Annotated in this window: 26 protein-coding genes and 1 pseudogene; 11 read left to right on the top strand and 16 right to left on the bottom strand. The window is 29.7% G+C overall.

Annotation, left to right across the window (positions count from 1 at the left end):
* The 4 genes and pseudogenes from L8X27_RS00005 to argS form a co-directional block, all read left to right on the top strand.
* Window positions 1-353, top strand: a pseudogene (locus L8X27_RS00005) (highly acidic protein); the annotation flags it as partial.
* Window positions 350-964 carry a guanylate kinase gene (gmk, locus tag L8X27_RS00010; RefSeq protein ID WP_263671246.1) on the top strand — a complete coding sequence of 205 codons (615 nt, stop codon included), beginning with the start codon at window positions 350-352 and terminating at the stop codon, window positions 962-964. The pseudogene L8X27_RS00005 and the gene gmk, both read left to right, overlap by 4 nt.
* 1 nt (window position 965) lies before the next feature.
* Window positions 966-1,205 (top strand): twin-arginine translocase TatA/TatE family subunit, encoded by a 240-nt coding sequence (locus L8X27_RS00015; RefSeq protein ID WP_263671247.1) that lies wholly within the window; start codon window positions 966-968, stop codon window positions 1,203-1,205.
* Window positions 1,206-1,214: 9 nt separating this feature from the next.
* Window positions 1,215-2,810 carry an arginine--tRNA ligase gene (argS, locus tag L8X27_RS00020; protein ID WP_263671248.1) on the top strand — a complete coding sequence of 532 codons (1,596 nt, stop codon included), beginning with the start codon at window positions 1,215-1,217 and terminating at the stop codon, window positions 2,808-2,810.
* Here argS and L8X27_RS00025 read toward each other — a convergent pair.
* From L8X27_RS00025 to L8X27_RS00050, 6 genes are all read right to left on the bottom strand, one after another.
* Window positions 2,807-3,325 carry a threonine/serine exporter family protein gene (locus L8X27_RS00025; RefSeq protein WP_133318673.1) on the bottom strand — a complete coding sequence of 173 codons (519 nt, stop codon included), beginning with the start codon at window positions 3,323-3,325 and terminating at the stop codon, window positions 2,807-2,809. The genes argS and L8X27_RS00025 overlap by 4 nt on opposite strands.
* Window positions 3,322-4,098, bottom strand: a complete 777-nt coding sequence (locus L8X27_RS00030) for a threonine/serine ThrE exporter family protein (protein ID WP_263671249.1) — start codon at window positions 4,096-4,098, stop codon at window positions 3,322-3,324. The genes L8X27_RS00025 and L8X27_RS00030 overlap by 4 nt, the downstream gene beginning before the upstream one ends.
* A gap of 126 nt (window positions 4,099-4,224) precedes the next feature.
* Window positions 4,225-4,830, bottom strand: coding sequence for a DedA family protein (locus L8X27_RS00035; RefSeq protein WP_263661035.1), 606 nt, complete (start codon window positions 4,828-4,830; stop codon window positions 4,225-4,227).
* Window positions 4,831-4,880: 50 nt separating this feature from the next.
* A complete protein-coding gene (locus L8X27_RS00040) occupies window positions 4,881-5,309 on the bottom strand; it encodes a trehalose-6-phosphate synthase (RefSeq protein ID WP_263671250.1) in 429 nt (142 codons plus the stop codon).
* Window positions 5,310-5,357: 48 nt separating this feature from the next.
* Window positions 5,358-5,840, bottom strand: a complete 483-nt coding sequence (locus L8X27_RS00045; protein WP_263671251.1) for a peptidylprolyl isomerase — start codon at window positions 5,838-5,840, stop codon at window positions 5,358-5,360.
* A 10-nt stretch (window positions 5,841-5,850) separates the two neighbouring features.
* Window positions 5,851-6,558 carry a YebC/PmpR family DNA-binding transcriptional regulator gene (locus tag L8X27_RS00050; protein WP_133318678.1) on the bottom strand — a complete coding sequence of 236 codons (708 nt, stop codon included), beginning with the start codon at window positions 6,556-6,558 and terminating at the stop codon, window positions 5,851-5,853.
* Window positions 6,559-6,638: 80 nt separating this feature from the next.
* On the opposite strand from L8X27_RS00050, the gene L8X27_RS00055 reads away from it, so the two are divergent.
* From L8X27_RS00055 to L8X27_RS00070, 4 genes are all read left to right on the top strand, one after another.
* Complete coding sequence (locus tag L8X27_RS00055) at window positions 6,639-7,184, top strand: GNAT family N-acetyltransferase (protein WP_263671252.1); 546 nt, start codon at window positions 6,639-6,641, stop codon at window positions 7,182-7,184.
* Window positions 7,185-7,376: a cation transporter gene (locus L8X27_RS00060; RefSeq protein ID WP_263659023.1), complete on the top strand. Its 192-nt coding sequence runs from the start codon at window positions 7,185-7,187 to the stop codon at window positions 7,374-7,376.
* On the top strand, window positions 7,366-9,486 hold the full coding sequence (locus tag L8X27_RS00065; protein WP_263671304.1) for a heavy metal translocating P-type ATPase: 2,121 nt from the start codon (window positions 7,366-7,368) through the stop codon (window positions 9,484-9,486). Before L8X27_RS00060 ends, L8X27_RS00065 begins: the two co-directional genes overlap by 11 nt.
* 66 nt (window positions 9,487-9,552) lie before the next feature.
* Window positions 9,553-10,077, top strand: a complete 525-nt coding sequence (locus tag L8X27_RS00070; protein WP_207920993.1) for a DUF2165 family protein — start codon at window positions 9,553-9,555, stop codon at window positions 10,075-10,077.
* A gap of 45 nt (window positions 10,078-10,122) precedes the next feature.
* On the opposite strand, the gene L8X27_RS00075 is transcribed toward L8X27_RS00070, so the two are convergent.
* The 5 genes from L8X27_RS00075 to alaS form a co-directional block, all read right to left on the bottom strand.
* The gene (locus L8X27_RS00075) at window positions 10,123-10,695 is read right to left on the bottom strand and encodes a sulfite oxidase heme-binding subunit YedZ (protein WP_133318682.1); all 573 of its coding nucleotides are present in this window, start codon (window positions 10,693-10,695) and stop codon (window positions 10,123-10,125) included.
* Entirely contained in the window at window positions 10,695-11,588 is an 894-nt protein-coding gene (msrP, locus tag L8X27_RS00080) for a protein-methionine-sulfoxide reductase catalytic subunit MsrP (protein WP_263671253.1), read from the bottom strand. The genes L8X27_RS00075 and msrP overlap by 1 nt, the downstream gene beginning before the upstream one ends.
* Window positions 11,589-11,672: 84 nt before the next feature.
* Complete coding sequence (locus L8X27_RS00085) at window positions 11,673-13,604, bottom strand: transglycosylase domain-containing protein (protein ID WP_263671305.1); 1,932 nt, start codon at window positions 13,602-13,604, stop codon at window positions 11,673-11,675.
* On the bottom strand, window positions 13,604-14,146 hold the full coding sequence (gene maf, locus L8X27_RS00090; RefSeq protein ID WP_263680944.1) for a septum formation inhibitor Maf: 543 nt from the start codon (window positions 14,144-14,146) through the stop codon (window positions 13,604-13,606). Before maf ends, L8X27_RS00085 begins: the two co-directional genes overlap by 1 nt.
* Window positions 14,146-16,683, bottom strand: a complete 2,538-nt coding sequence (gene alaS / locus L8X27_RS00095; protein WP_263671254.1) for an alanine--tRNA ligase — start codon at window positions 16,681-16,683, stop codon at window positions 14,146-14,148. Before alaS ends, maf begins: the two co-directional genes overlap by 1 nt.
* Before the next feature lie 108 nt (window positions 16,684-16,791).
* Between alaS and L8X27_RS00100 the strand changes: the two genes are divergently transcribed.
* Genes L8X27_RS00100 through hemH form a run of 3 tightly spaced genes read left to right on the top strand, consistent with a single transcriptional unit; the run spans window position 16,792 to window position 19,630 of the window.
* The gene (locus tag L8X27_RS00100) at window positions 16,792-17,868 is read left to right on the top strand and encodes a DegT/DnrJ/EryC1/StrS family aminotransferase (protein ID WP_263671306.1); all 1,077 of its coding nucleotides are present in this window, start codon (window positions 16,792-16,794) and stop codon (window positions 17,866-17,868) included.
* Window positions 17,865-18,722, top strand: a complete 858-nt coding sequence (locus L8X27_RS00105; RefSeq protein WP_263661026.1) for a Gfo/Idh/MocA family protein — start codon at window positions 17,865-17,867, stop codon at window positions 18,720-18,722. Before L8X27_RS00100 ends, L8X27_RS00105 begins: the two co-directional genes overlap by 4 nt.
* Window positions 18,723-18,724: 2 nt before the next feature.
* Window positions 18,725-19,630: a ferrochelatase gene (hemH, locus tag L8X27_RS00110; protein ID WP_263660142.1), complete on the top strand. Its 906-nt coding sequence runs from the start codon at window positions 18,725-18,727 to the stop codon at window positions 19,628-19,630.
* Here the strand turns inward: hemH and L8X27_RS00115 are convergent.
* From L8X27_RS00115 to flgB, 5 genes are all read right to left on the bottom strand, one after another.
* The gene (locus L8X27_RS00115) at window positions 19,605-19,913 is read right to left on the bottom strand and encodes a BspA family leucine-rich repeat surface protein (RefSeq protein ID WP_318529405.1); all 309 of its coding nucleotides are present in this window, start codon (window positions 19,911-19,913) and stop codon (window positions 19,605-19,607) included. The genes hemH and L8X27_RS00115 overlap by 26 nt on opposite strands.
* Before the next feature lie 263 nt (window positions 19,914-20,176).
* Entirely contained in the window at window positions 20,177-21,985 is a 1,809-nt protein-coding gene (locus tag L8X27_RS00120) for a peptidoglycan D,D-transpeptidase FtsI family protein (RefSeq protein WP_263671255.1), read from the bottom strand.
* Window positions 21,986-21,988: 3 nt separating this feature from the next.
* The gene (gene fliE, locus L8X27_RS00125) at window positions 21,989-22,285 is read right to left on the bottom strand and encodes a flagellar hook-basal body complex protein FliE (RefSeq protein ID WP_133318690.1); all 297 of its coding nucleotides are present in this window, start codon (window positions 22,283-22,285) and stop codon (window positions 21,989-21,991) included.
* 3 nt (window positions 22,286-22,288) lie between these two features.
* Window positions 22,289-22,783 (bottom strand): flagellar basal body rod protein FlgC, encoded by a 495-nt coding sequence (gene flgC / locus L8X27_RS00130; RefSeq protein WP_133318691.1) that lies wholly within the window; start codon window positions 22,781-22,783, stop codon window positions 22,289-22,291.
* Window positions 22,784-22,793: 10 nt separating this feature from the next.
* A complete protein-coding gene (flgB, locus tag L8X27_RS00135; protein ID WP_133318692.1) occupies window positions 22,794-23,225 on the bottom strand; it encodes a flagellar basal body rod protein FlgB in 432 nt (143 codons plus the stop codon).
* Between the last annotated feature and the right edge of the window lie 16 nt (window positions 23,226-23,241).

Consider the following 23,241-nt stretch of genomic DNA (forward strand, 5'->3'; position numbering starts at 1 on the left):
AGGAAAATATAGAGGAAAATATAGAGGAAAATATAGAGGAAAATATAGAGGAAAATATGAGCGAAATTTTAGACGATACACAAGATGAGTTTGCAAATTTAAATGAAAATGATATTATGTTAGCTTTAGGCGAAGAGCTTGCTCCAGCTATTGTAGAAAAGAAAGAAGAAAATAGATTAAGCACTCAAGAAAAAATAGAAAATTTACAAGAAGATGAAATGGTAAATGAGCTTAGTAAGAGTATAGCTCAAACCATTACTTCAAGTATTACTGATGATACTTTAAAGGCAGCCTTGAAAGGTATGAAGATGAATATAAACATCAATATAAGCTTTGATGAGGATAAACATTGAGCGGTCAAATTTTAATTATTTCAGGGCCAAGTGGAGCAGGTAAGAGTACCTTGCTTCAAAAACTTTTTAAAGAAAAAGATAATATTTATTTTTCTATTTCAAGCACAACAAGAGCTCCTAGGGAAAATGAAAAAAATGGAGTAGATTATTTTTTTATCAGTGAAGAAGAATTTAAACAAGGCATAGAAAAAGGTGATTTTTTAGAATGGGCTTTGGTGCATAAAAATTATTATGGCACTTCGTTAATCCCTGTAAAAAAAGCATTGCAAGAGGGTAAAAGTGTCGTTTTTGATATTGATGTGCAAGGTTTTTGTATAGCTAAAGAAAAAATGCCTGAATATATTACTTCTGTCTTTATTACAACCAAAAATAAAAAAGAACTTGAAAAAAGATTGCTTAAGCGAAATACTGATAAAATAGAAGATATTAGCAAAAGATTAGAAAATGCTAGTGATGAAATGGCTTATTTAGATCGATATGATTTTTTAATCATAAATGATGATCTTGAAAAAAGCTATAGGGAGTTAGAAGCAGTTTTTGAAGCTTCAAAATTAAAAAGTACAAAACATGATTTAAAACAAATTCAAATTCAATGGAATAAAGGAGAATAAAATGCATATGCCAAGCGGAACTCAATGGTTGATTATATTACTTATTGTGGTGTTACTTTTTGGTGCAAAAAAAATTCCAGAGCTTGCTAAAGGTTTAGGAAAAGGTATTAAAACTTTTAAAGATGAAATGAATACTGATGATGATAAAAAAATCGTTCAAGAAGATGCACAAAAAATTGAAAAAATCAATGAAAAAGATGTGCTTGTAAAAGAAAACAATGAAGAAGTAAAAAAAGCTTAAGGCAAAACATTGAAAACTTTAGTTTATAAAGAAATTAAAGAAAAACTAGGAAGAGATTTTATCTTAGAAAATCCTAAGAATAAAAATCTAGCTCACTTTGCTACACCTTTGGCTTTTTCTTTAGCCAAAGAATTAAGGCAAAACCCTATGATAATTGCTAATGATATTGTTGCTAAGTTAAAAGATTGTGATTGTTTTGAAAGTGTAGAGGCTTTAAATGGTTATGTAAATTTTAAGCTTTCAAGAGCTTTTTTAAATTCTTTAGCTACACAAGCTTTGAGTGATAGTGAGAATTTTGCAAAAGATGATAAAAAAGAGCAGAGTTTTTTACTTGAGTATGTGAGTGCAAATCCAACAGGGCCTTTACACATAGGACATGCTAGAGGAGCTATTTTTGGCGATACTTTAACTAGGGTTGCTAGGCATTTAGGATATAAATTTGATACAGAGTATTATGTCAATGATGCGGGTAATCAAATTTATCTTTTAGGTCTTTCTATATTACTTGCAGTGAAAGAGCATTGTTTAAAAGAGCAAGTTCAATATCCTGATGAGTATTATAAAGGTGAATATATCGTAGATGTAGCAAAAGAGGCTTTTGCTGAATTTGAAAAAGATTTCTTTGTAGAAGAAAACATTCCGCAATTAGCACTTTGGGCTAAAGATAAAATGCTTAAAATTATCAAGAAAAATTTAGCTGATGCTAAGATATTTATTGATGCTTATGTGAGTGAAACAAGTTATTATAATGAATTAGAAAATACTTTAAAAGCCTTAAAAGAGCATGGTGGAACTTATGAGCAAGATGGTAAAATATGGCTTGCATCAAGTGCTAAAGGCGATGAGAAAGATCGTGTGATTATTAAAGATGATGGAAAAGGAACTTATTTAGCTGCTGATATAGTTTATCATAAAGATAAAATGAGCCGTGGTTATGATAAGTGTATCAATATATGGGGGGCTGATCATCACGGCTATATAGCTAGAATGAAAGCTGCTATGGAATTTTTAGGTCATGATAGTCAAAATCTTGAAATTATCTTAGCACAAATGGTTTCATTGTTAAAAAATGGCGAGCCTTATAAGATGAGTAAAAGAGCAGGAAATTTCATTTTAATGGGTGATGTTTTAGAAGAACTTGGTAGTGATGTGCTAAGATATATTTTTATCAGCAAAAAATGTGATACGCATTTGGAATTTGATGTAGATGAGTTTAAAAAAGAAGATAGCTCTAATCCTGTGTATTATATTAATTATGCTCATGCGAGAATTCATCAAGTATTTGCCAAAGCAGGTAAGAGTGTAAATGATGTTATATATGCTAAATTTGAGAGTTTAAATGAAGATGGTATGAATCTTTTGTTTGAAAGCTTAAATTTAAAAGCAGTACTTAATGATGCATTCGAATCAAGAGCCTTGCAAAAAATTCCTGATTATTTAAAAAATTTAGCCTCTTTATTTCATAAATTTTATAATGAAAATAAAGTTGTTGGCTCAAGCAATGAAGATGAGCTTTTAAAACTTTTTGCCATATGTGCCTTGAGTATTAAAACAGCTTTTGCACTCATGGGAATAGAGGCAAAGAATAAAATGAATCACGATTAATTTTGATCGTGATTTTTGCTTTTTTTAATACTTCTTGTCATCATAAAGCTTTGTTCAAAAAATAAAAGCAAGGTTATGCTTACTCCTACTGCTAGAGCTAATGTTACCGAAAGTGTTGTAAAGAAATAATCAAAAAAATGAATCAAAAAATTAGTTTTTTCGCCAATATCCTCTGAGCGTATAAAAGAAATCAAATACAATATAGCTTTGTATGCGTAAATTCCGGGTATCATAGGGATAAGAGCAGGAAAAGCTATAATTTCAGCAGGTGTTTTAAAAATCTTAGCCAAAAACAAACCAAGACAACCTATGCTAAAAGAAGCTATAAAGGTCGCAATAGCTAAAGTTTGAAAGCCAAAATACCCCATTAGAGTAAAACGCATACCATGCGCTATGGCGGCCAATATGGCTGAGAGTATGAGTGTTTTAAAGGGCGGATTACACACATAAGCAAAACCAAATCCTGTTAAAGCTGCAAAAAACATATCCCAAAGTATAGAAGAATAATCAATCATCTTAAAATTCCAAAGTCACTAATGCTAAGAGTGGTATAAATTCCAATAGCAATACAGCATACCAATATCGCCACACTAATAATACGACTAAAACCCATAAGTATGTGATCTTTTAAAATATCTATAATTGAGTTTATAAAATAAACTCCAGGTATTAAATACAAGATACTAGAACCCAAAGCAATATTTGCTTCTTGTATAAGCTTTAAATCCACTCCAAAAAACACAATAAAAGAAGATAAAAAAGAGCAAAAAATATATTGAATTCTTAAATCAATTTTTATTCTAGTGAGTAAAACTCTCAAACTAAAACCCACCAAAGTAGCTAAAAATACAAATAAACATCCATAAAAATCTCCCCCAAATAGCTTACAAAAGGCCGAATTTGCTGCTGAAACTAAAAATAAATTAGCTAAAAAAGGATTTTTTTTGGTTTGTTTGAGTTTTAAAAGAGAAATTTTGGCTTCTTCTAGGTTGTATTTATGATCATGAATTTGCCAACTTAATGCACTAAGTTCTAAAATAAGTTTAAAATTAATATGATTGTGTTTGTTAGGTATGATGTAGGTTCTTTGTATAGAGTTATCATCTTTATCAAAAATATTTAGCGTAGTATGATGAAAGAAAAAATTCATATTAATTTCATAACCATACGCATTAGCTATCCTTCCAACGCATTTTGCTACTCTTGCTGTGTAAGTTCCTGCACTTAGAAAAACGCTAATATATTCGATTAAAAAATTAGTTAAATTTTGAATTGATGGTTTTTGCATAAATATTCTTTAAAATAGTTTTTAAAGATTTTATCAAAATTAAAATATAAAATCTTATAAATTTAAAATATTTTTGTAAAAATATTAAAAATATATGCACTAGGTAATTTAAGGAAGTTAAAAAAATTAAGTGCGATTTTTCTTTTTTTGTATATAAATATAAATAGCTAAAAGCATACTTATAAAAATAATACAAGCAATAATAACAAAATGTAGATATTCTTTAAGTAAGTCTTCATTTTTACCTAAAATATAACCTAATATAAGTAAAATCAAACACCAAATTCCAGCTCCCAAACTAGTATAAAATATAAATTTTTTCAAATTCATTCTTGCAAGTCCAGCAGGTAAAGAAATGTATTGACGCAATCCAGGGATTAATCTACCACTAAATGTTGATATTTCACCATGTTTATTGAAAAAGGCTTCAAACTGAGCAAATTTTGTTTCATTAACTCCAAAATATTTACATATTTTTAAAATAACATTACGCCCTAAAAAATAACATAAGTAATAATTTAATAAAGCACCCAAAAGAGCTCCAAAAGTCCCACAAAGTAGACATAGCCAAAAGTTAAGTTCGTTTTGATGAGCTAAATATCCAGCAGGTATCATCACTACTTCACTAGGAAAAGGAAAAAAGGAGCTTTCTATAAACATAAGAAAGATAATCCCCCAATAACCCCAATCTTTTGCAAGAGTAAGTAAAAAATCTATAATATCACCAAGCATAAACACCCTTTAATTTTTTAAACTAATGATATAAATTTAGTTTTAATGTTTTAAAAATATAGCATGGCTTTTGCACAAATGACTATTAAAATACATAAAATCAATGCAATCAAGTGAGATTTTAAAGAATCTCTTCTTTTTAAAATTTTTATAAAAAACAAAGAATAACAAGTTAAAGCTAACATTGTTATTAGTAGCAAAAGCTTGATAAATAAAAATACTCCAAAATTGCTTGCAAAAAAATCCCAAAAAGAATTAAATTCATAAAAACTTAAAAGATAAAAACCACTCAATAAAAGTAAGATAAAAATACTAGCAAAAATAAAAATACTTGATTTGGTATAGGCTTTTTTAATTTTATCGCAATCTTCTTTGCTTTCGTGTTTATAAGCAAAGCAATAAACACAAACATCAAAAAATACATAGGCTATAAAAAATATAGCACAGATAAGATGAATACAAATAAAAATAAAATGCATAACTAATCTCCTTAAAAAATCATAGCACAATTTTAAGGAGATGTAAAATTAAAGTTTTTCTAAAATTTGGATAGTTTTGATTTTATCTCCTGCTCTAATGCTATCTAGTACTTCTAAACTTTCTTTGTCTTCAGGATTGATTTGTCCAAAGATAGTATGTACTCCATCTAAATGAGGTTGTGGGCTATGACAGATAAAAAATTGTGAACCACCTGTATCTCTACCAGCATGAGCCATAGATAAGCTACCTCTTAAGTGCTTGTGTTTTTGATCGTCACATTCACATTCTATCTCATAACCAGGGCCACCTGAACCTATACCATAAGGGCAGCCACCTTGTATTACAAAATTTGGAATCACGCGGTGAAAAATAAGCTCATCATAAAAACCTTCATTGGCTAAGTTGGCAAAATTACACACAGTTTGTGGTGCTTCATCGGGAAATAATTCTAATTTCATATCGCCTTTTTCAGTGCTAATGATAGCAAAATTGTATTTTTTTGCATCTTTTATGTCGATTTTTTTAAGCATTTTTTTGCTCCTATTCTATGTTGGTATAAACTGCTTGTACATCATCATCATCTTCTAATTTATCAAGCAATTTTTCAATATCAAGAAGTTGCTCTTCACTAAAGCTTACGGGGTTATTAGCAAGATATTCAAGTCCTGCTTTTTTAAGCACTAAGCCTTTTTTTTCTATGGCGTTACTAAGTTCACCAAAAGCAGTGTAATCACCTATAATTAGTAATTCTTCATCATTTTGTTCAAGTTCTTCAAGTCCTGCATCAATGAGTTCAAGTTCAAGTTCTTCTAAATCTCCATCATATTTTTCAAGATGAAAAACAGCTTTATGTGAAAACATAAAAGTTAAAGAGCCATTTTGTAAAATTTCTCCACCATTTTTGCTAAAAATTGCTTTTACATTAGCCACTGTGCGTGTAGGATTGTCACTCATACACTCAACAATGATTAAAGCTCCATGTGCTGCTTTTCCCTCATAGTGGATATTTTTAATATCAGCACTATCTTTTCCACTTGCTCTTTTAATAGCTGCATCGATATTGTCTTTTGGCATATTATTAGCTTTTGCAGTAGCTATGGCACTACGAAGCTTTGGATTCATATCAGGATCAGCTCCGCCTTCTTTTGCTGCTACTTGTATAGCCTTTGCAAGTTTTGGAAAAAGTTTGCTCATTTTATCCCATCTTGCTTCTTTAGAGGCTCTGCGATATTCAAACGCTCTTCCCATAAATTCTCTCTTTCTTATATTGTTTTAAAGTTAAAAGTATAAACTAAGAAGTCTAAATTTGATTTTAAAGGAGCAAAAGAGTGATCAGAAAAGCTAGGAAAGATGATGTTAAAAAATGTATACAATTGCTTGCTTTGGCAATGGATCATTTTATATATAAACTTAGTGGCTATAATGATCATCAAAAAGCCATAGAGGTTTTAGAAAATTTCTTCACTCAAGAAAATAATCGTTTAAGCTATGAAAATATATATGTTTATGAAGAAGATAATGAAATTTTAGGTGTGATTTGTTTTTATGATGGGGCTTTGGCAGATGAGCTAGATAAGTCTTTAAATGAGCATTTAGAATTTTTAGGATTTAATGAAAAAGTTTTAAAAGAATGTGATAATGAGTTTTATTTAGATAGTATTTGCGTGGATGAAAAGGCAAGAGGGAAAGGTATTGCTAAGAAATTGATTGAATATGCCTTCAATGAAGCTTTGAAAAATGGCAAAAAGCTTTCATTAATCGTAGAAGATGAAAATATAAATGCAAAAATGCTTTATGAAAAAATGGGTTTTAAATTTATAAAAAATAAAATTTTTCACACTCATAAATATGAATACAGAGAAAAAGGAGAATAAATGATTATAAAAACTAAAAATATTAATTGTCAAAGTTGTGTAAATTTAATCAAAGCTTCATTGGAAGATGAATTTGGTGCTATGCAAATAAGTGTTGAAAATAAAAGCATAGAGATTGATTTAAAAGCAGAGCAAGTTGAAGAGTTTAAAAAACAATTGCAAGATTTAGGTTTTGAGACAGATGAAGCATGAGTTAAAGCTAAAAATAGGCAATATGACCTGTGTTAATTGCTCTAATGCTATAGAAAAAGTTTGTGCAAAAATTGATGGGGTAGAAGATGTAAGTGTTTCTTATGTCAATTCTAGTGGAGTGTTTTTGCTTAAAGATTTATCTTTAGAAGCAAAGATCAAAGAAAAAATTAAGGCTTTGGGTTTTGAAATATTACAAGAAGAGCAAAATTTATACGAATTTAAACTCAAAGAGCTTAAAAATATGAAAACAAAGCTTATTGTGAGTATAATTTTAAGCTCTATTGTGATGTATTTTGAAATGTTTGTTCAAGGAAATGTTTCTGCTTTAATTCAAATGTTTTTATCCATGATAGCGATTTTTTATTGCGGAAAAGGTTTTTTTATCCACGCTCTTAAAGGATTAAGGCATAAAAATTTAGATATGAATACCTTGATATCCTTAGGTGCTTTTACTTCTTTTATATATTCTTTTTTTGTGTATTTTGAGGTATTTAGTAAAGATGGTTATTTGTATTTTAGTGGCGGAGCGATGATTGTAAGCTTTGTTTTATTAGGTAAATACTTAGAAGAAAAGGCTAAATTTAAATCCTTAGAATATCAAAACAAATTAAAAAATATAGATATTAAAAAAGCTAATATAATCTTAGAAGATGCAAGTATAAAAAGCATACCTAGTGCTTTTGTAAAAGAAAATGATGTGATTTTAGTGAAAGAGGGTGAAAGCGTTGTTGCTGATGGGGTAATTATAGCAGGCGAGGCTGAGGTTGATGTGAGTTTTTTAACAGGAGAATTTTTACCACTTTTGAAAAAGCAAAATGATGAAATTCTAGCAGGAAGTGTGTTGATTAATGGAAGCTTAAAGATTAAAGCTAGTAAAAAGGCGATTGAAAGCTCATTAGAACAAATTAAAGATCTTGTTTTTAAAGCAGGCAATATCAAAACACCTTTAGCAAATTTAGCTAATAAAATTTCAGCTTATTTCGTAGCTTGTATTATTGTTTTATCACTTTTTGTGTTTGTTTTTTGGTATTTTAAAGAAGGAGTCAACGCAGCATTTTTACATGCTTGTGCCACTCTTTTAATCTCTTGTCCTTGCGCTTTGGGCTTAGCAACCCCTATAGCCATAGTTAGTGCTTTAGCAAATGGTGCAAGAAATTTTATCTTAGTAAAAAATCCAGCGGTATTAGAGAATTTAGCTAGTATAAAACTTGCTATTTTTGATAAAACAGGCACTTTAAGTCAAGATGATTTAAGTATTTATAAGCATGATCTAACTCAAGAAAATTTTCAAAAACTCACGCAAATTGAAAATTTAAGCTCACATCCTATTGCAAAGGCTTTTACTAAAGAATTGAATGTAAATTTAAATTTACAAGGAAAATTAAGTGTTTTAGTGGGTAGTGGTTTGCTTTATGAGGAAAATAATGATAAATATTTAATAGGCAATGAAAAATTAATGCTTGAAAATAGTGTTGATATACAAAAAAGCAAGCAATTTTTGCAAGAATTTGAAGATCAAGCACCTATATGTTTGTATTTTGCAAAAAATAATATTTGTCTTGGCGGGGTTTGTTTAAAAAATGAACTTAAAAACGAAGCTAAAAATTTGATAGCAAATTTAAAACAAAAAGGTATAAAAAGTATTATTTTAAGTGGTGATAATAAAAAAAGTGTTACTAAAATAGCAAATGAGCTTAATGTTGATGAATATTATTCTGATTTAAAACCTGAGCAAAAACTTGATTTCATAAAAGAAAAAATCAAAAAAGAAAAAGTTCTTTTTATAGGAGATGGTATCAATGATGCTCCTGCTTTAAATTTAGCTAGTGCAAGCATAAGTTTTTCTAAAGCAAGTGAGCTTGCTAAAAAAAGCGGAGATTTGATTTTGATAAAAGATGATTTATCTTTAATAGCTTATTGTTTCGAGCTTTCTCAAAGAACTAAAAATATCATCAAACTTAATCTTTTTTGGGCTTTTGTTTACAATGCTTTATGTATTCCCATTGCGGCAGGTCTTGTGCCATTTATAAGTCTTAGTCCGCATTTGGCAGCTTTAGCAATGTGTTTTAGTTCGGTAACGGTTGTAGTCAATTCTTTGAGATTGCGTTAGATATTTCAGTTTTATTTAATATTTGTTGTATTATATTAATATAACTTTAACAAAAAGGAGTATTTAATGAATTGCAATTGTAGTTTTTCTATGATGAGTGTAATAAGATATTCTAAAATGATTATCTTGCTTACCGTTGCCTCTTTGGCTGCTATTGTTGTTTTTGGTAATATAACTGATTATAATTCAAACTTTCAGTTTGTAAAACATGTTATGAGTATGGATACTAAGCCTGATTATTTAGGTAATGCTATTATTTATAGGGCTATTACAAATTCTACGATCCATCATATTGCTTATATCTTTATTATTTGTTTTGAAGCTTTTATTATGCTGACTGCTTTAAAAGGTGCTTTAGATATGTTTAAAGCAAGAAATTTAGATGTAAAAACTTTCCATGAAGCTAAAAAATTTGGAATCATTGCTTTAACTTGTTGTTGTTTGTTATGGTTTTTTGGTTTTCAAGTGGTGGCTGCAGAGTGGTTTGGCATGTGGATGAGTAAAACTTGGAATGGTTTGCCTGATGCTACTAGATTAGTAACCTATATGCTTTTAGCATTAGTTTATATTAGTATTAAAAACGATGATTAAATCACAAACTCTCTGTTGAGGGTTTGTGGAAAATATAAAATGTTTTTATAATGATTGAGCTTGTAAATATTTACTTCTTCTTTTTTTGTAATTATTCCATAATTTAAAAAACAAGAAAATTAAAGCTAGGCTCAGTGCTAAAAAATGTGGAATTTGCGGTATTTTTGCAGATAAAAAATAATGCCAAGATACTAGTAAAAAGCAAAAATAGCCAAGTTTTCTTATCTTACTTAATTTTTTAAAAAGCTTAAATGAGCTTATAAACATAAGTGTGAGTATAAAAAAGCTTATAAAACCACTAAATTCTAAATTTTTACTAAAAGTATCTTTGAAAAAAAGCATTAAATCTAAATTTTTACTAAAAGCAAAGTAATTAAAAAAGTGAATCAAAACCCAAAAAAATGCATAAAAACCTAAAAATTTAGGGTAATCTTTTGTGTGTTTATACTTTAAAAGTGAAAAAAATAGGCTTAATCCAAAAAAGATTAAGCCAAATACACCACTATAAAAATATACAGATTTTACAATATCAAATTCTTGCATGATTTGATAAACACTAAAAACAATACTTAAAACAAAAGCTAAAAATCCACTGATATTATAAACTTTTTTGCTCATTAAAAATTAACCTTTAAATCCATATCTTTATACAAATGCGCTACTTCTTTTTCATAGCCATTAAACATCTGTGTAGGCTTAGTGAAAAAATCTCCCAAAGGACGCTCATTTGCTTGAGACCATCTTGGGTGAGAGACATTTGGATTAACATTAGCATAAAATCCATATTCTCTAGGGTTTGCTAACTCCCATGTGGTTTTAGGTTGTTCTTTGGTAAATTCTATTTTTACAATAGATTTTATACTTTTAAAGCCATACTTCCATGGAACTACAAGGCGAATCGGTGCTCCATTTTGTCCTAATAAAGGCTTTTTATACATACCCACAGCCATAAGTGTTAGTGGGTGCATAGCCTCATCTAATCTTAAGCCCTCTACATAAGGATAATCAAGAGTTGGAAAAAATGAGGCTTGATCGGCAAATTGATTTTTATCAAAAAGAGTGGTAAATTTTATAAATTTAGCTTCACTTTTAACTTTACATTTTTCTATTAAAGCACGCAATTCAAAACCAACCCAAGGCACCACCATAGACCAAGTTTCAACACAGCGAAATCTATAAATTCTCTCTTCTAATGGAAAAGCCAATAAATCTTGCATAGTTAAAGTCAAAGGTTCTTCAACTTCCCCGCTAACTTCTATTTTCCAACCATTTGTGTTGAAATTTTTTGCAAGCTCAACAGCTCTTTTTTTATCAGTGGAAAATTCATAAAAATTAACATAATTAGTTGCAATTTTTTCTTCACTTAAATTTAATTTTTCATTGTTAGAATCAGGAAAGAAATTTAATGCCATTAATTCAGATTGAACTAAAGCTGAACTAACTAAAGCTCCAGCACCTAGTTTTAAAAAATGGCGTCTTTTGTTATATAATTGTTCGTTTGTGATATTCATGAAGCATCCTTTATATATTTTGTGATATTAAAACATATAAAGGAAAATAGAAGGATAATTTTTATTATTTTATAAAAAATATTTTTAAAAAATTACCTCATTATTTTCAGATAGAGCAGGGTTGTTTTTTGGAAATGGAGAAGTATTGGTGTAGTACTCTCTTTGTTTTTCATAAATTCCTTGATAAACCCCTTTTGGGATGATAAATTTTCTAGCGCTATCAGGATAAAGTTCTAAGTATTTTGTTAAAAATTCTTTAAAAACTGGAGCGGCAGTTCTTGCACCACCTTCTATTTGTTTCATAGGCTTATTATCATCATTTCCATACCAAATGATAGCTTCTATTTCAGGAGTTAAGCCACAAAACCACGCATCAATGCTTTTATTTGAAGTGCCTGTTTTTCCAGCTATTTCAATCCCTTCTACTCTAGCATTACGCCCAGTGCCTTTTTTTACAACATTTTGCATCATATCATTGACTAAAAAAGCTTGTTCAGGTTCACTGATTTTTCTTTCTCCGGAATTAAATTCTACTACTATTTTACCATTTTTATCGATTACTCTTTTAATGAGTAATAAGTCTTTTTGCACACCATAGTTTCCAAATACCGTGTAAAGTTTAGCATAATCATAAATGGAAATTCCAAAGCTACCCAAAACTATAGATAAATCAACTGGTATGTTTTCAAAGCCCATAAATTGAAGTTTATCGTGGATTACATCAAGTCCTAGGGCAAGAGCTAAATTTATGGTAGCTAGGTTTCTTGAGCCAGTTAGCGCTTCTTTTAAACTTATGAGTCCTAGAAATTTTCCACCATAATTTTTAGGTTTCCAATCTTTCTCATCTTTTTTAGTGCTTTCAAAAATTCTTGAAATATCAGCAACCTTACTCATAGGAGAATAGCCCATGTCAATGGCAATTTGATATAAGAAAGGCTTAAAAGAACTCCCCGGTTGTCTTAAGCTTTGAGTGGCGCGGTTGAAATTACTTTTTGTGTAATTTACCCCGCCAACTAAGGCTAAAATGTCTCCATTTTGATGATTTGCTACTATCATAGCTCCATTGAGTGTGCTTAAATTTGCATCTTTATCTCTTTTAACTATTTCATCATAGCCAAATTTTAAGGCTTCTCTTGCAATATTTTGCACATCAAGATCGATAGCAAGTTCTATTTTATAGCCACCACTTTTTAAGTCTTTAATCCCGCTTAGTTGTTTTAAAACTTCTTGAGTAACATAAGGGGCTGTATTTTGTGTTAAAGTATCATCATATACTTTTGGAATTTCTTTTAAGGCATTTTCATACTCTTCTTTAGAAATCCAACCAAGATTATGCATTCTTTGTACTACGCTGTTTGCTCTAGCTAAAGAAAGATCTAAATGTCTGGTAGGATCATAAGTACTTGGAGCCTTTGGCATACCTACTAAAATGGCAATTTCTTTTAAGCTAAGCTCATCTAAATTTTTTCTAAAATACCCAAGCGCAGCAGTTTTTACTCCATAATATCCATGTCCAAAGAAGATGAAATTTAAATATCTTTCTAAAATTTGCTCTTTAGTTAAAGTGTTTTCTATCTTATATGCAAGCAAAGCTTCTTTTAGCTTTCTGCTCAAAGTACGCTCAGGAGTTAATTCTGTATTTTTTATGAATTGTTGAGTAAGAGTGGAAGCTCCTTCCATAGTTTTTCCACCGCTTCTTATGATTTTAATAGTTGCTCTAAAAATTGCATCTATATTGACCCCACCATGTTCAAAAAAGCTAGTATCTTCAATGGCTACCAAAGCTTCTATAAGTCTTGGTGGAAGTTCTTCATAAGGAGCATAAAAGCGGTGTTGCTCAAAAACATTTGCAACTAATTTTCCATTTTTATCAAAAATTTGTGTTGTAAGAGGCGGTTTGTAATCTTTAAAGGTGTATTGATTTAAATCAGAATCAGAAAACAAATATGCAATAAATATAAAAACTCCAACCATACATACTATACAAAAAGAAAGAAATATTTTTAAAATTTTTATCATAAAAATGCTTTCAAAAGTTCTATATTAAGCCCTAGTGCTGTACTTTGATGGCCTATGATTTTTTTAATATATTTTTTATGAAATCCCTCACACATCACAGCACCGGCTTTACCTTGATAAAGTTTTGAATCAATGTATTCTTGCATATCTTTTAAATCAAATTTATCTAAGATCAAATCACATTTGCTAAGATTAAAAATCTTTTTATCTTCTAAAACTAAAATCATCGCGCTTAAAACGCTAATACTTTTACCACTTTGTAAATTGAGTATATTAAAAGCCTCATTGTCGCTTTTAGCTTTAGTAAGAATGATATTTTGAGCACAAACTATGCTATCAGCAAATAAAACATTTTTTAAGTCAGGATATTTTGTAAAAAATTGTCTTTCTTTTTCTAAAACAATTTTTTGCACATAAGAGCTTGGATTATCTTTTTTTATTAAACTCTCATCATAATCGATAATAATTTGCTCAAAAGCGATATTTGCTTCTTTTAGCAAAGCAACGCGTGAGGGCGAACTTGAAGCTAAATAAAGCATTAAGCAAGACTTTCTTCTATGATTTTTTTAGCATGATCAAGTGCTTGTTCTATTTTACTTGTATCTTTACCGCCAGCTGTTGCAAAATCATCTCTACCGCCACCGTTTCCACCAAGCATTTGTGCAATTTCTTTTACCAAAACACCAGCTTTTAACGAAGTGTCTTTAACACCTGCTGCTATGATAATCTTACCTTCTTTTTCTTGTAAAAGTAAAATTACAGCTTTGTTAAATTTGTTTTTAAACTCATCTATCATAGTTTTTATATCACCACTATCTATTTTTTGTACACAATATTGAATGCCATTTAGTTCTTTAGAGTTTAATTCTGCTTTGCTTGAATTTTTTAATTCATTTTTTAAACTAGCTATTTCATTTTTTAATTTTGCTACATAGCCTAAAATATCTTGAGTTTTTAATTCTTCTTTGGCTTGATTAAGCTCTTTTAAATTTTCACTAACATAATCAAGCGCAGCTTTGCTTACCACTGCTTCTATTCTTCTAACTCCAGCACTAACACCACTTTCTTTGATGATGTAAAAACTTCCTATTTCAGAGCTATTTTTCACATGGGTACCACCGCAAAGCTCTTTACTAGCTCCTAGGGTTAAAACTCTTACTTTTTCTTGATATTTTTCACTAAATAAAGCTATAGCACCGCTTTTTTTAGCTTCGTCTAAAGCTAAAATTTCAATTTTAGCTTCATTTGCTTGCATGATGTAGGTATTTACCAAAGCTTCTATTTGCTTTAATTCTTCTTTATTTAGAGCTTTTGGATGAGTAAAGTCAAATCTTAATTTATTATGTTCTACCAAAGAGCCTGCTTGGCTAATGTGTGAGCCAAGAATTTCTCTTAAAGCGTGGTGCAGTAAATGTGTCGCACTATGATGTCTTGCGATTTGTTCTCTTTTTTTAGTATCTATGCAAGCTAACACTTCATCATTTGTTTTAAGATCTTGTTTTAATTTTACTTGACTAAGATTAATATCAAAGAATTTTTGTGTATCTAAAACCTCATTTTCATTGATAAAGCCTATATCAGCACTTTGTCCTCCACTTGTTGCGTAAAATGGAGTTTTTTCAAGCATTAACCACGCTATATCTCCTGCCTTAGCTTCGGTTATGATTTTAAAATTTTCATCTAAAATGGCTATGATTTTAGTTTTTTCTTCATAATTTTCATAGCCACTAAAAGTATTTTTGCCAAATTTTTCTAATAAAACTTTAAAGTCCCCACTAACTGCTTTATCCCCGCTTCCTTTCCAAGAAGCCTTAGCTCTATCTTTTTGTTCTTGCATAAGCTCATTGAATTTAGCCTCATCTATACTAAGATTTTTTTCTCTTAGCATATCTTGGGTTAAATCAAGCGGAAAACCATAAGTATCATAAAGTTTAAAAGCCACTTCACCGCTAAAAATATCTTTAGTTTTTTTAAGTTCTTCATTAAAAATTTCTATACCATTTTCAATAGTGCTTAAAAATCTTTCTTCTTCTAGTTTGATTTGTTCTTTAATAAATTCTTTTTTTTCATTTAAGTAAGTATAATGCCCACCCATTAACTCACAAACTACATCTACAAGCTCATACATAAAAGCTCTTTTAAGACCTAACAAATATCCATGTCTTAAGGCACGACGCATAATTCTTCTTAAAACATAACCCCTGCCTTCTTTATCAAAGCCAACTCCTTGAGCAAGTAAAAATACACTTGATCTTATATGATCAGCAATTACTCTATAACTAGCTCCGCTTTCATAGGTATAAGTTTTACCGCAAAGTTTTGCAATACTCTCAATAATAGGCATAAACAAAGAACTATCAAAATTACTAAATTTTCCTTCTTTTATAGCACTAACTCTTTCAAGCCCCATGCCTGTATCAATACTTGGTTTTGGTAATGGAGTAAGCGTGCCATCAGCACTTCTTTCATATTGCATAAAAACCAGGTTCCAAATTTCTAAGAACCTATCTCCATCTCCACCCATATAATCTTCGCTAGAATTAAAATGCTCAGCGCCTTGATCATAAAAAATTTCACTACAAGGTCCACATGGTCCAGTATCGCCCATTTGCCAGAAATTATCTTTATCGCCAAATTTATAAATTCTTTCTTTTTCTATATGTTTTTGCCAAAGCTCATATGCTTCATCATCACTTTCATGAACGGTTACATATAATCTTTCTTTAGGTAATTTTAAAACCTCAGTTACAAATTCCCAAGCATAAGCAATAGCTTGTTCTTTAAAATAATCTCCAAAACTAAAATTCCCAAGCATTTCAAAGAAAGTATGATGTCTTGCCGTATAGCCTACATTGTCTAAGTCATTATGTTTTCCACCGGCTCTTATACAAGTTTGACAGCTTGTTTTACGCGGAGGATTAGGGCGTGGTACTTCTCCAGTAAATATGCTTTTAAAAGGTACCATACCTGCATTAGTAAAAAGTAAAGTTGCATCATCAGGCATCAAAGGGCTTGAAGGAGTGATTTCATGTCCTTTTGATTTAAAAAATTCTAAATATTCTTTTCTTATATCCATAGATTTTCCTAGCTAGTTTTTTGCTTAAAATAATACCAAAAATACTTTAAATTAAGTAAAACTATCTTATAATCATGATTTTAAATTTATAAGGTTAATATAATGAAAATTCCTTTTATAGACTTAAATGCTCAATATAATGCTTATAAAAATGAAATCGATGAGGCTATTGGTGAAGTTTTACAAAGCACCTCTTTTATAGGTGGCGCAAAATTAGAAGAATTTGAAAATAATTTGGCTAAATATGTAGGTGTTAAATATGCAATAGGCTGTTCAAGTGGCACAAGCGCGTTATTTTTAGCCTTGATGGCTTTGGGTGTGGGTAGGGATGATGAGGTAATAGTGCCAAGTTTTACCTTTATAGCTACGGCTGAAATGGTTGCTCTAATCGGTGCTAAGCCTGTTTTTGTAGATATTGATTTTAAAGATTATAATCTTAGTTTAGAAAAAGTTCAAAGCGCTATCACGCCTAAAACTAAAGCTGTAATTGCTGTGAGTATTTTTGGGCTTATGCCTGATATGTTTGCTTTAAAAGAACTTTGTAAAAGTCAAAACATCGCTTTGATAGAAGATAGCGCACAAAGTTTTGGAGCTAGTCAAAAGGGTGTAAAATCATGTGTTATAGCTGATATATCTTGCACAAGCTTTTTTCCGTCTAAGCCTTTAGGTGCTTATGGAGATGGCGGGGCGATTTTTACCCAAGATGATGAATTAGCGCAAAAAATAAAAATTTATTTAAATCATGGACAAGTGCAAAGATATAAGCATAAATACATCGGTATTAATGGAAGGCTTGATACCATCCAAGCAGCTGTTTTAAATGTGAAATTAAAATACTTAGATGAAGAGATTAAAAAAAGAGAAGTAATAGCAAAAGTTTATGATGAAAATTTAAAAAATTGTATTTTGCCGCCAAGAAAAGATGATTTTGTGAGTGCTTGGGCTCAATATAGCGTGCGTGTAAAGAATAGAGAAAAATTCATGCAAAAATTACAAGAGCAAGGTATACCTACTGCGGTGCATTATCCTTTGGGGCTTCATTTGCAAGAAGCTTTCGATTATCTTGCTTATAAAAAAGGTAATTTGCCAAATACAGAGCTATTAAGTGATGAAATTTTATCCTTACCTATGAGTGCGTTTTTAAAAGAAGAACACCAAATTAGAGTGATTGAGGCTTTTAAATGAAAATAGGGCTTATAGGCCTTGGTAAAATGGGTAAAAACCATTTAAGAGAACTCGAGCGTAATTTAAAAGTAAAAGAAATTCATCTTTATGATCCTTTCTGTAAAGATAAATTTAAACACTTTTTTCATAAAAATTTTGATGATTTTTTAGCACAAAATCTTGATGGTGTTATCATTGCTACGCCTACTCATACGCATTTAGATATAGCTTTAAAGGTTTTTCCTAAAATAAAAAATGTTTTAATAGAAAAGCCTTTGGCATTAAATGTAGATGAAATTTTAATTTTAGAGCAAAAAGCTAGAGAAAATAAAGTCAGAGTAGGGGTGGGCTTTTGTGAGAGATTTAATCCGGCTATTTTAACTTTAAAAGAAAAACTTTTAGAAGATGATATTATAAGTATTAACATACAAAGAATTTCTCCTTATCCACAAAGAATAAATGATGTGGGTGTTTTAAGTGATCTTAGTGTGCATGATATTGACTTAGTTAGATTTTTAAGTCAAGAACAAATTTTAAAAGCAAATATTTATAAAAGCTTTCATCATGATAAATTTGAAGATGAGGTAATGATAGGTTTAAAATTGGAAAATATTTTAGCAAATATCCATGATAGTTGGAATGGACAATGCATTATAAGAAAGATCACACTTTTAGGTAAAAAACATACTTATGAACTTGATCTTAAAAATTTTGAACTTTTTATTAATATGCAAAAAATTCCAAATTTATATAAAAATTCTCCTTTATATGCTGAGCATGAGGCTTTTTTTGAGTTTTTACAAAATGGGGTTTGTGAAAATTTGGCTAGCATTGAAGATGCTTTGAGAGTACAAGAAATTTTAGAAGGTGTTTGATAGTGAAATATGTCTTTTTTTTAAATATGGGTGGAGTGAATAAACTTGACGAATGTGAAGTTTTTTTAAAAAATATGTTTAATGATCCTTATATTTTAGGGATAAAAAATGTTTTTTTAAGAAAATTTGTAGCTTTTATGATAAGAAAATCAAGATTAAAAGCTATGAAACAAAACTATGAAAAAATGGGTGGGAAATCCCCGCTTACTCAAATCACACAAAGTTTATGTGATAAATTAAATTCTAAAACTAGAGAATATAAATTTGATTTTATTAGTCTTTATGTACCACCTTTTGCAAATGAGGTTTTTTCAAAATATGATTTTAAGCAAAATGACGAAATTATTTTATTTCCTCTGTATCCTCATCATTCTAAAACCACTGTAACTAGTTCTTTAGAAGTAGTGGAAAATGAGCTAAGAAATATCCAAAACCAAGCTAATGTAAAAATCATTGATGTTTTTTATAAAGATGAACTTTATAATGAAATGATTATAAAGCATATTTTAGAAAAAAAGAGAGAATACGATTATAAAATTTTGATTTTTTCTGCGCATTCTTTACCGCTTTCAGTGATTAAAAAAGGTGATTTGTATGAAAAACATGTGCAAGAGCATGTGGATATTTTAAAAGAAAAACTTAAAAATAAATTTGACCAAATCATTTTATCATATCAATCAAAACTAGGCCCAGTTAAATGGCTTGAGCCTAATACAAGTGATATTTTAGAAAGTTTAGATCAAAAAGCTTTGATTTATCCTGTATCTTTTTGTATAGATTGCTCTGAAACGATTTTTGAGCTTGGAGTTGAATATAGGCACTTAGCAAAAAGCGATTATGAGCTTATTAAATGTCCTAATGATAGCGATGAGTTTATAGAGTTTATTTTAAATCAAGTAAAAATATAGTTTTTATATTAATTTTTATAGCGGTATTAAAAACATATATTTTTTTTCTCGGGATATTTTCTAAATTCCAGTTTGATAGTTTTTGATTGAAATTTATACATCCACTAAACATACTTTGTGTGCTTATAACACTATCAATATTCCAATTGTTTAAATCTTGATTAAATTTTGGAGTTTTTGAAAAAGGAATTTTGAAAATAGATTCACAAAAAAATGCATATTCCATCCATAATACATTTGAAACATCCCAGCAATGAATTTTAAGCTTTTTTGTTGTAGTTATTTAGAGCTTGTTGGATCTTATATCCTAAAACACTCCTTCAATATTGTCAACATTGCTTGTATCTATATTTTTAAGCGGAATATCTGGTAGTATCAAATATTTAAGAGTTTCTTTTGTTTTTGGTTTGTGTATTATATTTTTTGATTGCAGTTTGAGTAAATACAATATAACTAAAAACACAAGTAAAGTTATAAATAATAAAACCCAATGTTTTAAATAAGCGAAACAAAAAATCAATATAAAAAAAGATTATTATTGTAATTTTATTTTTTAATGTCATTGTTTTTGCTTTCTATGGGTTTTAAATAACTTTCCTTAATCAAAAGATTTACTGTATCTTTAAACATAGGTAAAGCACTTTGTGCGGCATAATAACTATAAGCTTTGGTAGGATGTCTTACTAAAACTCCAATGGTATAGGTATTTTTCTCATCATTTGCAAAGCCAAAAAACGAGGCATTATAGCGATTTGAAGTATAGCCTTTTCTTTCAGCAATCCTAGCTGTACCCGTTTTTCCACCTATAATGATACCTCGAGTTCGTGCTTTTTTACCGGTTCCTTTTTCAATAACATTAATTAAAATTTGTTGCATTTCTTTGGCAGCTTTGCTTGAAAGAATTTTTTCTTTTTTAACTTCATCATCAAGTTTTATTAAACGCCCATCTTGATAAATTTTATTTGCAATTTGTGGGGTGATGTAAATTCCATCATTGTTAAATACATTATAAGCAGCTAAAAGTTGTATAAAAGTTGTTTTCAAGCCATAACCATAACTTAATACAGATTTTTCAACTTCTCTTAATCTTTTTGGATTTGGTATTTCTCCTTTTTGCTCATAAGGAAGATCAATACCGCTTTTTTCTCCAAAACGAAAAATTCTAAGTCCTGAGATGATTTCAAGATTACTTAATCTTTGGGCAATTTTAATCATACCGACATTTGAAGAGTAAGTAATAACTTCTTCCATGCTCATTTTATTTTTTTTGTGATCGTCGCGTATGGTAAAACGACCAAGTTTGTATTGTCCACCTTGAGTATCAATGATTTCATCAACTTTGATTTTATCAAGCATTAATGCAGTGGTAAATATAAAAGGTTTTATAACAGATCCTGCTTCATAGCCATATTCTATGGCGCTTGCATTGAGCACAGATAGATCTTTTCCGCGATTTTGCGGATCATATCTTCTTGAGCTAGCAAGTGCTAGAATTTTTCCGCTTTTGCTTTCCATGATGGCAACTATAATTTCATTGGCTTTTAGATCTTCATTTCTTTTATCGATAGCTTTTTCTAAACCTTTTTGAAGTTTTAAGGAAATATTTAAGTATAAATTACAACCATCTATTTTGCGTTGTTCATAAGAATGCAAATTTAAGATAATATTACCACCTATATCTCTTAAACCTTGAATTTTAGCATTTTGCAAAGGATTTAAACATTCATTATAGTATTTTTCCAAACCTTTTATGCCGACATTTTTAAAAATTTCACTTTGCTCATCCATATAAGTTCTTGTGTAGCCTATGATTGGAGTAAGTGAATCTTTTGGCATATATACACGATCTTCTTTGTGTTCTATAATATCAAGCCCTCTTGTCTCCACTCTGCCATTATTATTTGTGAAGGATTTAAAAAAACCTTGAGTATAAAGTTTTTTAGCTAGTTCTTTTAAATAACTTGCATCTTTTGAGTTAATATCTTGGAGTAAAATAAAATTATAACTTCTTTTTTTCTTTGCAAGCATTCTTTTTTTTATATCTTGCATTTGTTCATCACTTGCGCCACTATAAATTTGAAAAAGAGTTAAAAATAAATCCTTTTTATCGGGATTTAAGCTCCTTAGATCAATTTCAGCTCTATAAATTTGCCTACTAGAAGTTACGGTAAAATTATCGCTTGTGATGATATTGCCTCTAAGAGCGGAAAAATATTGTTCTTTTTGAGTGTTTGGTATATGGCGTTTTGAGGTTAGAAAAAAAGTAGAAAGTAAAAATAAGGCCATAAAAAACAGAGCCATACAAAAAGCAAAAGCTACTTTTGAAACCCTATTTCTAATGGTGTTTGAAAGCATATATTAAATTTGGGTTCTTGAAATTTCTTTATATGCGTTTATAGCCTTATTTCTAACTTCAAGCATAAATTTCATACTTGATTCAGCTTTGCTAATCGCAATTGCAGCTTGATGTAAGTCTTTGACTTCACCTGTTGCAATGTCTACCATAGCAGCTTCGGCGGTTTCTTGAGTTTTATTAAGATCGTTGATGGAATTTTTTAATAAACTCGAAAACTCATCTCCTATGTTGCTTGTGTTGTTATTATTGTTTTTGTTATTAACATTGTTAAATTGATTTATACCATTAATAGTGTTCATTTATTAACCTCTTAGTAAATCTATCGCACTTTGTGCTATAGTTTTGGTGCTAGTAAAGGCACTTACATTAGCTTGATAAGCTCTTGTTGCTTCTATTAAATCGGCCATTTCAATAACAGGATTTATATTTGGATAAGCAACATAACCTTGTTCATTCGCATCTGGATGAGATGGGTCAAATTTCATACGAAAATCTTTATCATCTCTTACAACTTTATCAACTACTACGCTCATTATAGCAGGTTTTGCATCTTTTTGTGAAGCAGGATCGTTTAAAGGATTTTCATATTCTAAAAAATTATTATCTTTAGCTATTTGCTTGTTTAGCAATTCGTTAAAATCAGTTGCTTTAAAAATCACTTCTCTTCTTCTATATGGACCACCTTCTGCTGTTCTAGTAGTATTAGCATTAGCTATATTTGAGCTAATTACATTCATTCTAAAGCGTTGAGCACTAAGTCCATATCCACTAATATCAAAATCACTTAAATAAGCCATTATTTTTCTCCTAGCCTAATTTAGAGCTTGTTTCTATGATGGTTGAAAAAATATTACTTTGTCTTCTTAAAACACCATCTAAAGCAGAAATCATCATAGTATTTTTGCTCATTTCAGTAGTTTCTACATCAAGATCTACTGTATTTGCATCATTTCTTGCCAAATGCCCATCTCTTAAATAAATAGTTGATTTATTAGGGTCTGGAAATTTCCAAGGTTTTTGATGATTTGTATTTGTGCTTGCTAATTCAAGCTCTTTAGTATCTTTTTTTTTGAAAATTTCATTTGCTCTATTAACTAAAGCAGTTTCAAATTCTATATCTCTTGCTTTATAAAAAGGAGTATCAACATTTGCAAGGTTAGAATTAATCATTTGACTTCTTAGGTTTCTTCCTGCTAAAGCATCAACAATAAGTTCTTTTGACTTAAAAGGGCTTATCATAATTTTTCCTTTAAAA

Source organism: Campylobacter sp. CNRCH_2015_1657, from assembly GCF_025772685.1.
Lineage (GTDB): Bacteria > Campylobacterota > Campylobacteria > Campylobacterales > Campylobacteraceae > Campylobacter_D > Campylobacter_D lari_D.

What these genes read in the sequence shown, in the direction of transcription:
- L8X27_RS00035 (WP_263661035.1), bottom strand. Translation starts at nt 4,830, where the DNA reads ATGCTTGGTGATATTATAGATTTTTTACTTACTCTTGCAAAAGATTGG.
- L8X27_RS00120 (WP_263671255.1), bottom strand. Translation starts at nt 21,985, where the DNA reads ATGCTTTCAAACACCATTAGAAATAGGGTTTCAAAAGTAGCTTTTGCT.
- flgC (WP_133318691.1), bottom strand. Translation starts at nt 22,783, where the DNA reads ATGGCTTATTTAAGTGATTTTGATATTAGTGGATATGGACTTAGTGCT.
- L8X27_RS00065 (WP_263671304.1), top strand. Translation starts at nt 7,366, where the DNA reads ATGAAGCATGAGTTAAAGCTAAAAATAGGCAATATGACCTGTGTTAAT.
- L8X27_RS00105 (WP_263661026.1), top strand. Translation starts at nt 17,865, where the DNA reads ATGAAAATAGGGCTTATAGGCCTTGGTAAAATGGGTAAAAACCATTTA.
- L8X27_RS00030 (WP_263671249.1), bottom strand. Translation starts at nt 4,098, where the DNA reads ATGCAAAAACCATCAATTCAAAATTTAACTAATTTTTTAATCGAATAT.
- flgB (WP_133318692.1), bottom strand. Translation starts at nt 23,225, where the DNA reads ATGATAAGCCCTTTTAAGTCAAAAGAACTTATTGTTGATGCTTTAGCA.
- L8X27_RS00040 (WP_263671250.1), bottom strand. Translation starts at nt 5,309, where the DNA reads ATGCATTTTATTTTTATTTGTATTCATCTTATCTGTGCTATATTTTTT.
- L8X27_RS00070 (WP_207920993.1), top strand. Translation starts at nt 9,553, where the DNA reads ATGAATTGCAATTGTAGTTTTTCTATGATGAGTGTAATAAGATATTCT.
- L8X27_RS00025 (WP_133318673.1), bottom strand. Translation starts at nt 3,325, where the DNA reads ATGATTGATTATTCTTCTATACTTTGGGATATGTTTTTTGCAGCTTTA.
- maf (WP_263680944.1), bottom strand. Translation starts at nt 14,146, where the DNA reads ATGCTTTATTTAGCTTCAAGTTCGCCCTCACGCGTTGCTTTGCTAAAA.
- L8X27_RS00015 (WP_263671247.1), top strand. Translation starts at nt 966, where the DNA reads ATGCATATGCCAAGCGGAACTCAATGGTTGATTATATTACTTATTGTG.
- L8X27_RS00045 (WP_263671251.1), bottom strand. Translation starts at nt 5,840, where the DNA reads ATGCTTAAAAAAATCGACATAAAAGATGCAAAAAAATACAATTTTGCT.
- L8X27_RS00075 (WP_133318682.1), bottom strand. Translation starts at nt 10,695, where the DNA reads ATGAGCAAAAAAGTTTATAATATCAGTGGATTTTTAGCTTTTGTTTTA.
- L8X27_RS00060 (WP_263659023.1), top strand. Translation starts at nt 7,185, where the DNA reads ATGATTATAAAAACTAAAAATATTAATTGTCAAAGTTGTGTAAATTTA.
- L8X27_RS00050 (WP_133318678.1), bottom strand. Translation starts at nt 6,558, where the DNA reads ATGGGAAGAGCGTTTGAATATCGCAGAGCCTCTAAAGAAGCAAGATGG.
- msrP (WP_263671253.1), bottom strand. Translation starts at nt 11,588, where the DNA reads ATGAATATCACAAACGAACAATTATATAACAAAAGACGCCATTTTTTA.
- fliE (WP_133318690.1), bottom strand. Translation starts at nt 22,285, where the DNA reads ATGAACACTATTAATGGTATAAATCAATTTAACAATGTTAATAACAAA.
- alaS (WP_263671254.1), bottom strand. Translation starts at nt 16,683, where the DNA reads ATGGATATAAGAAAAGAATATTTAGAATTTTTTAAATCAAAAGGACAT.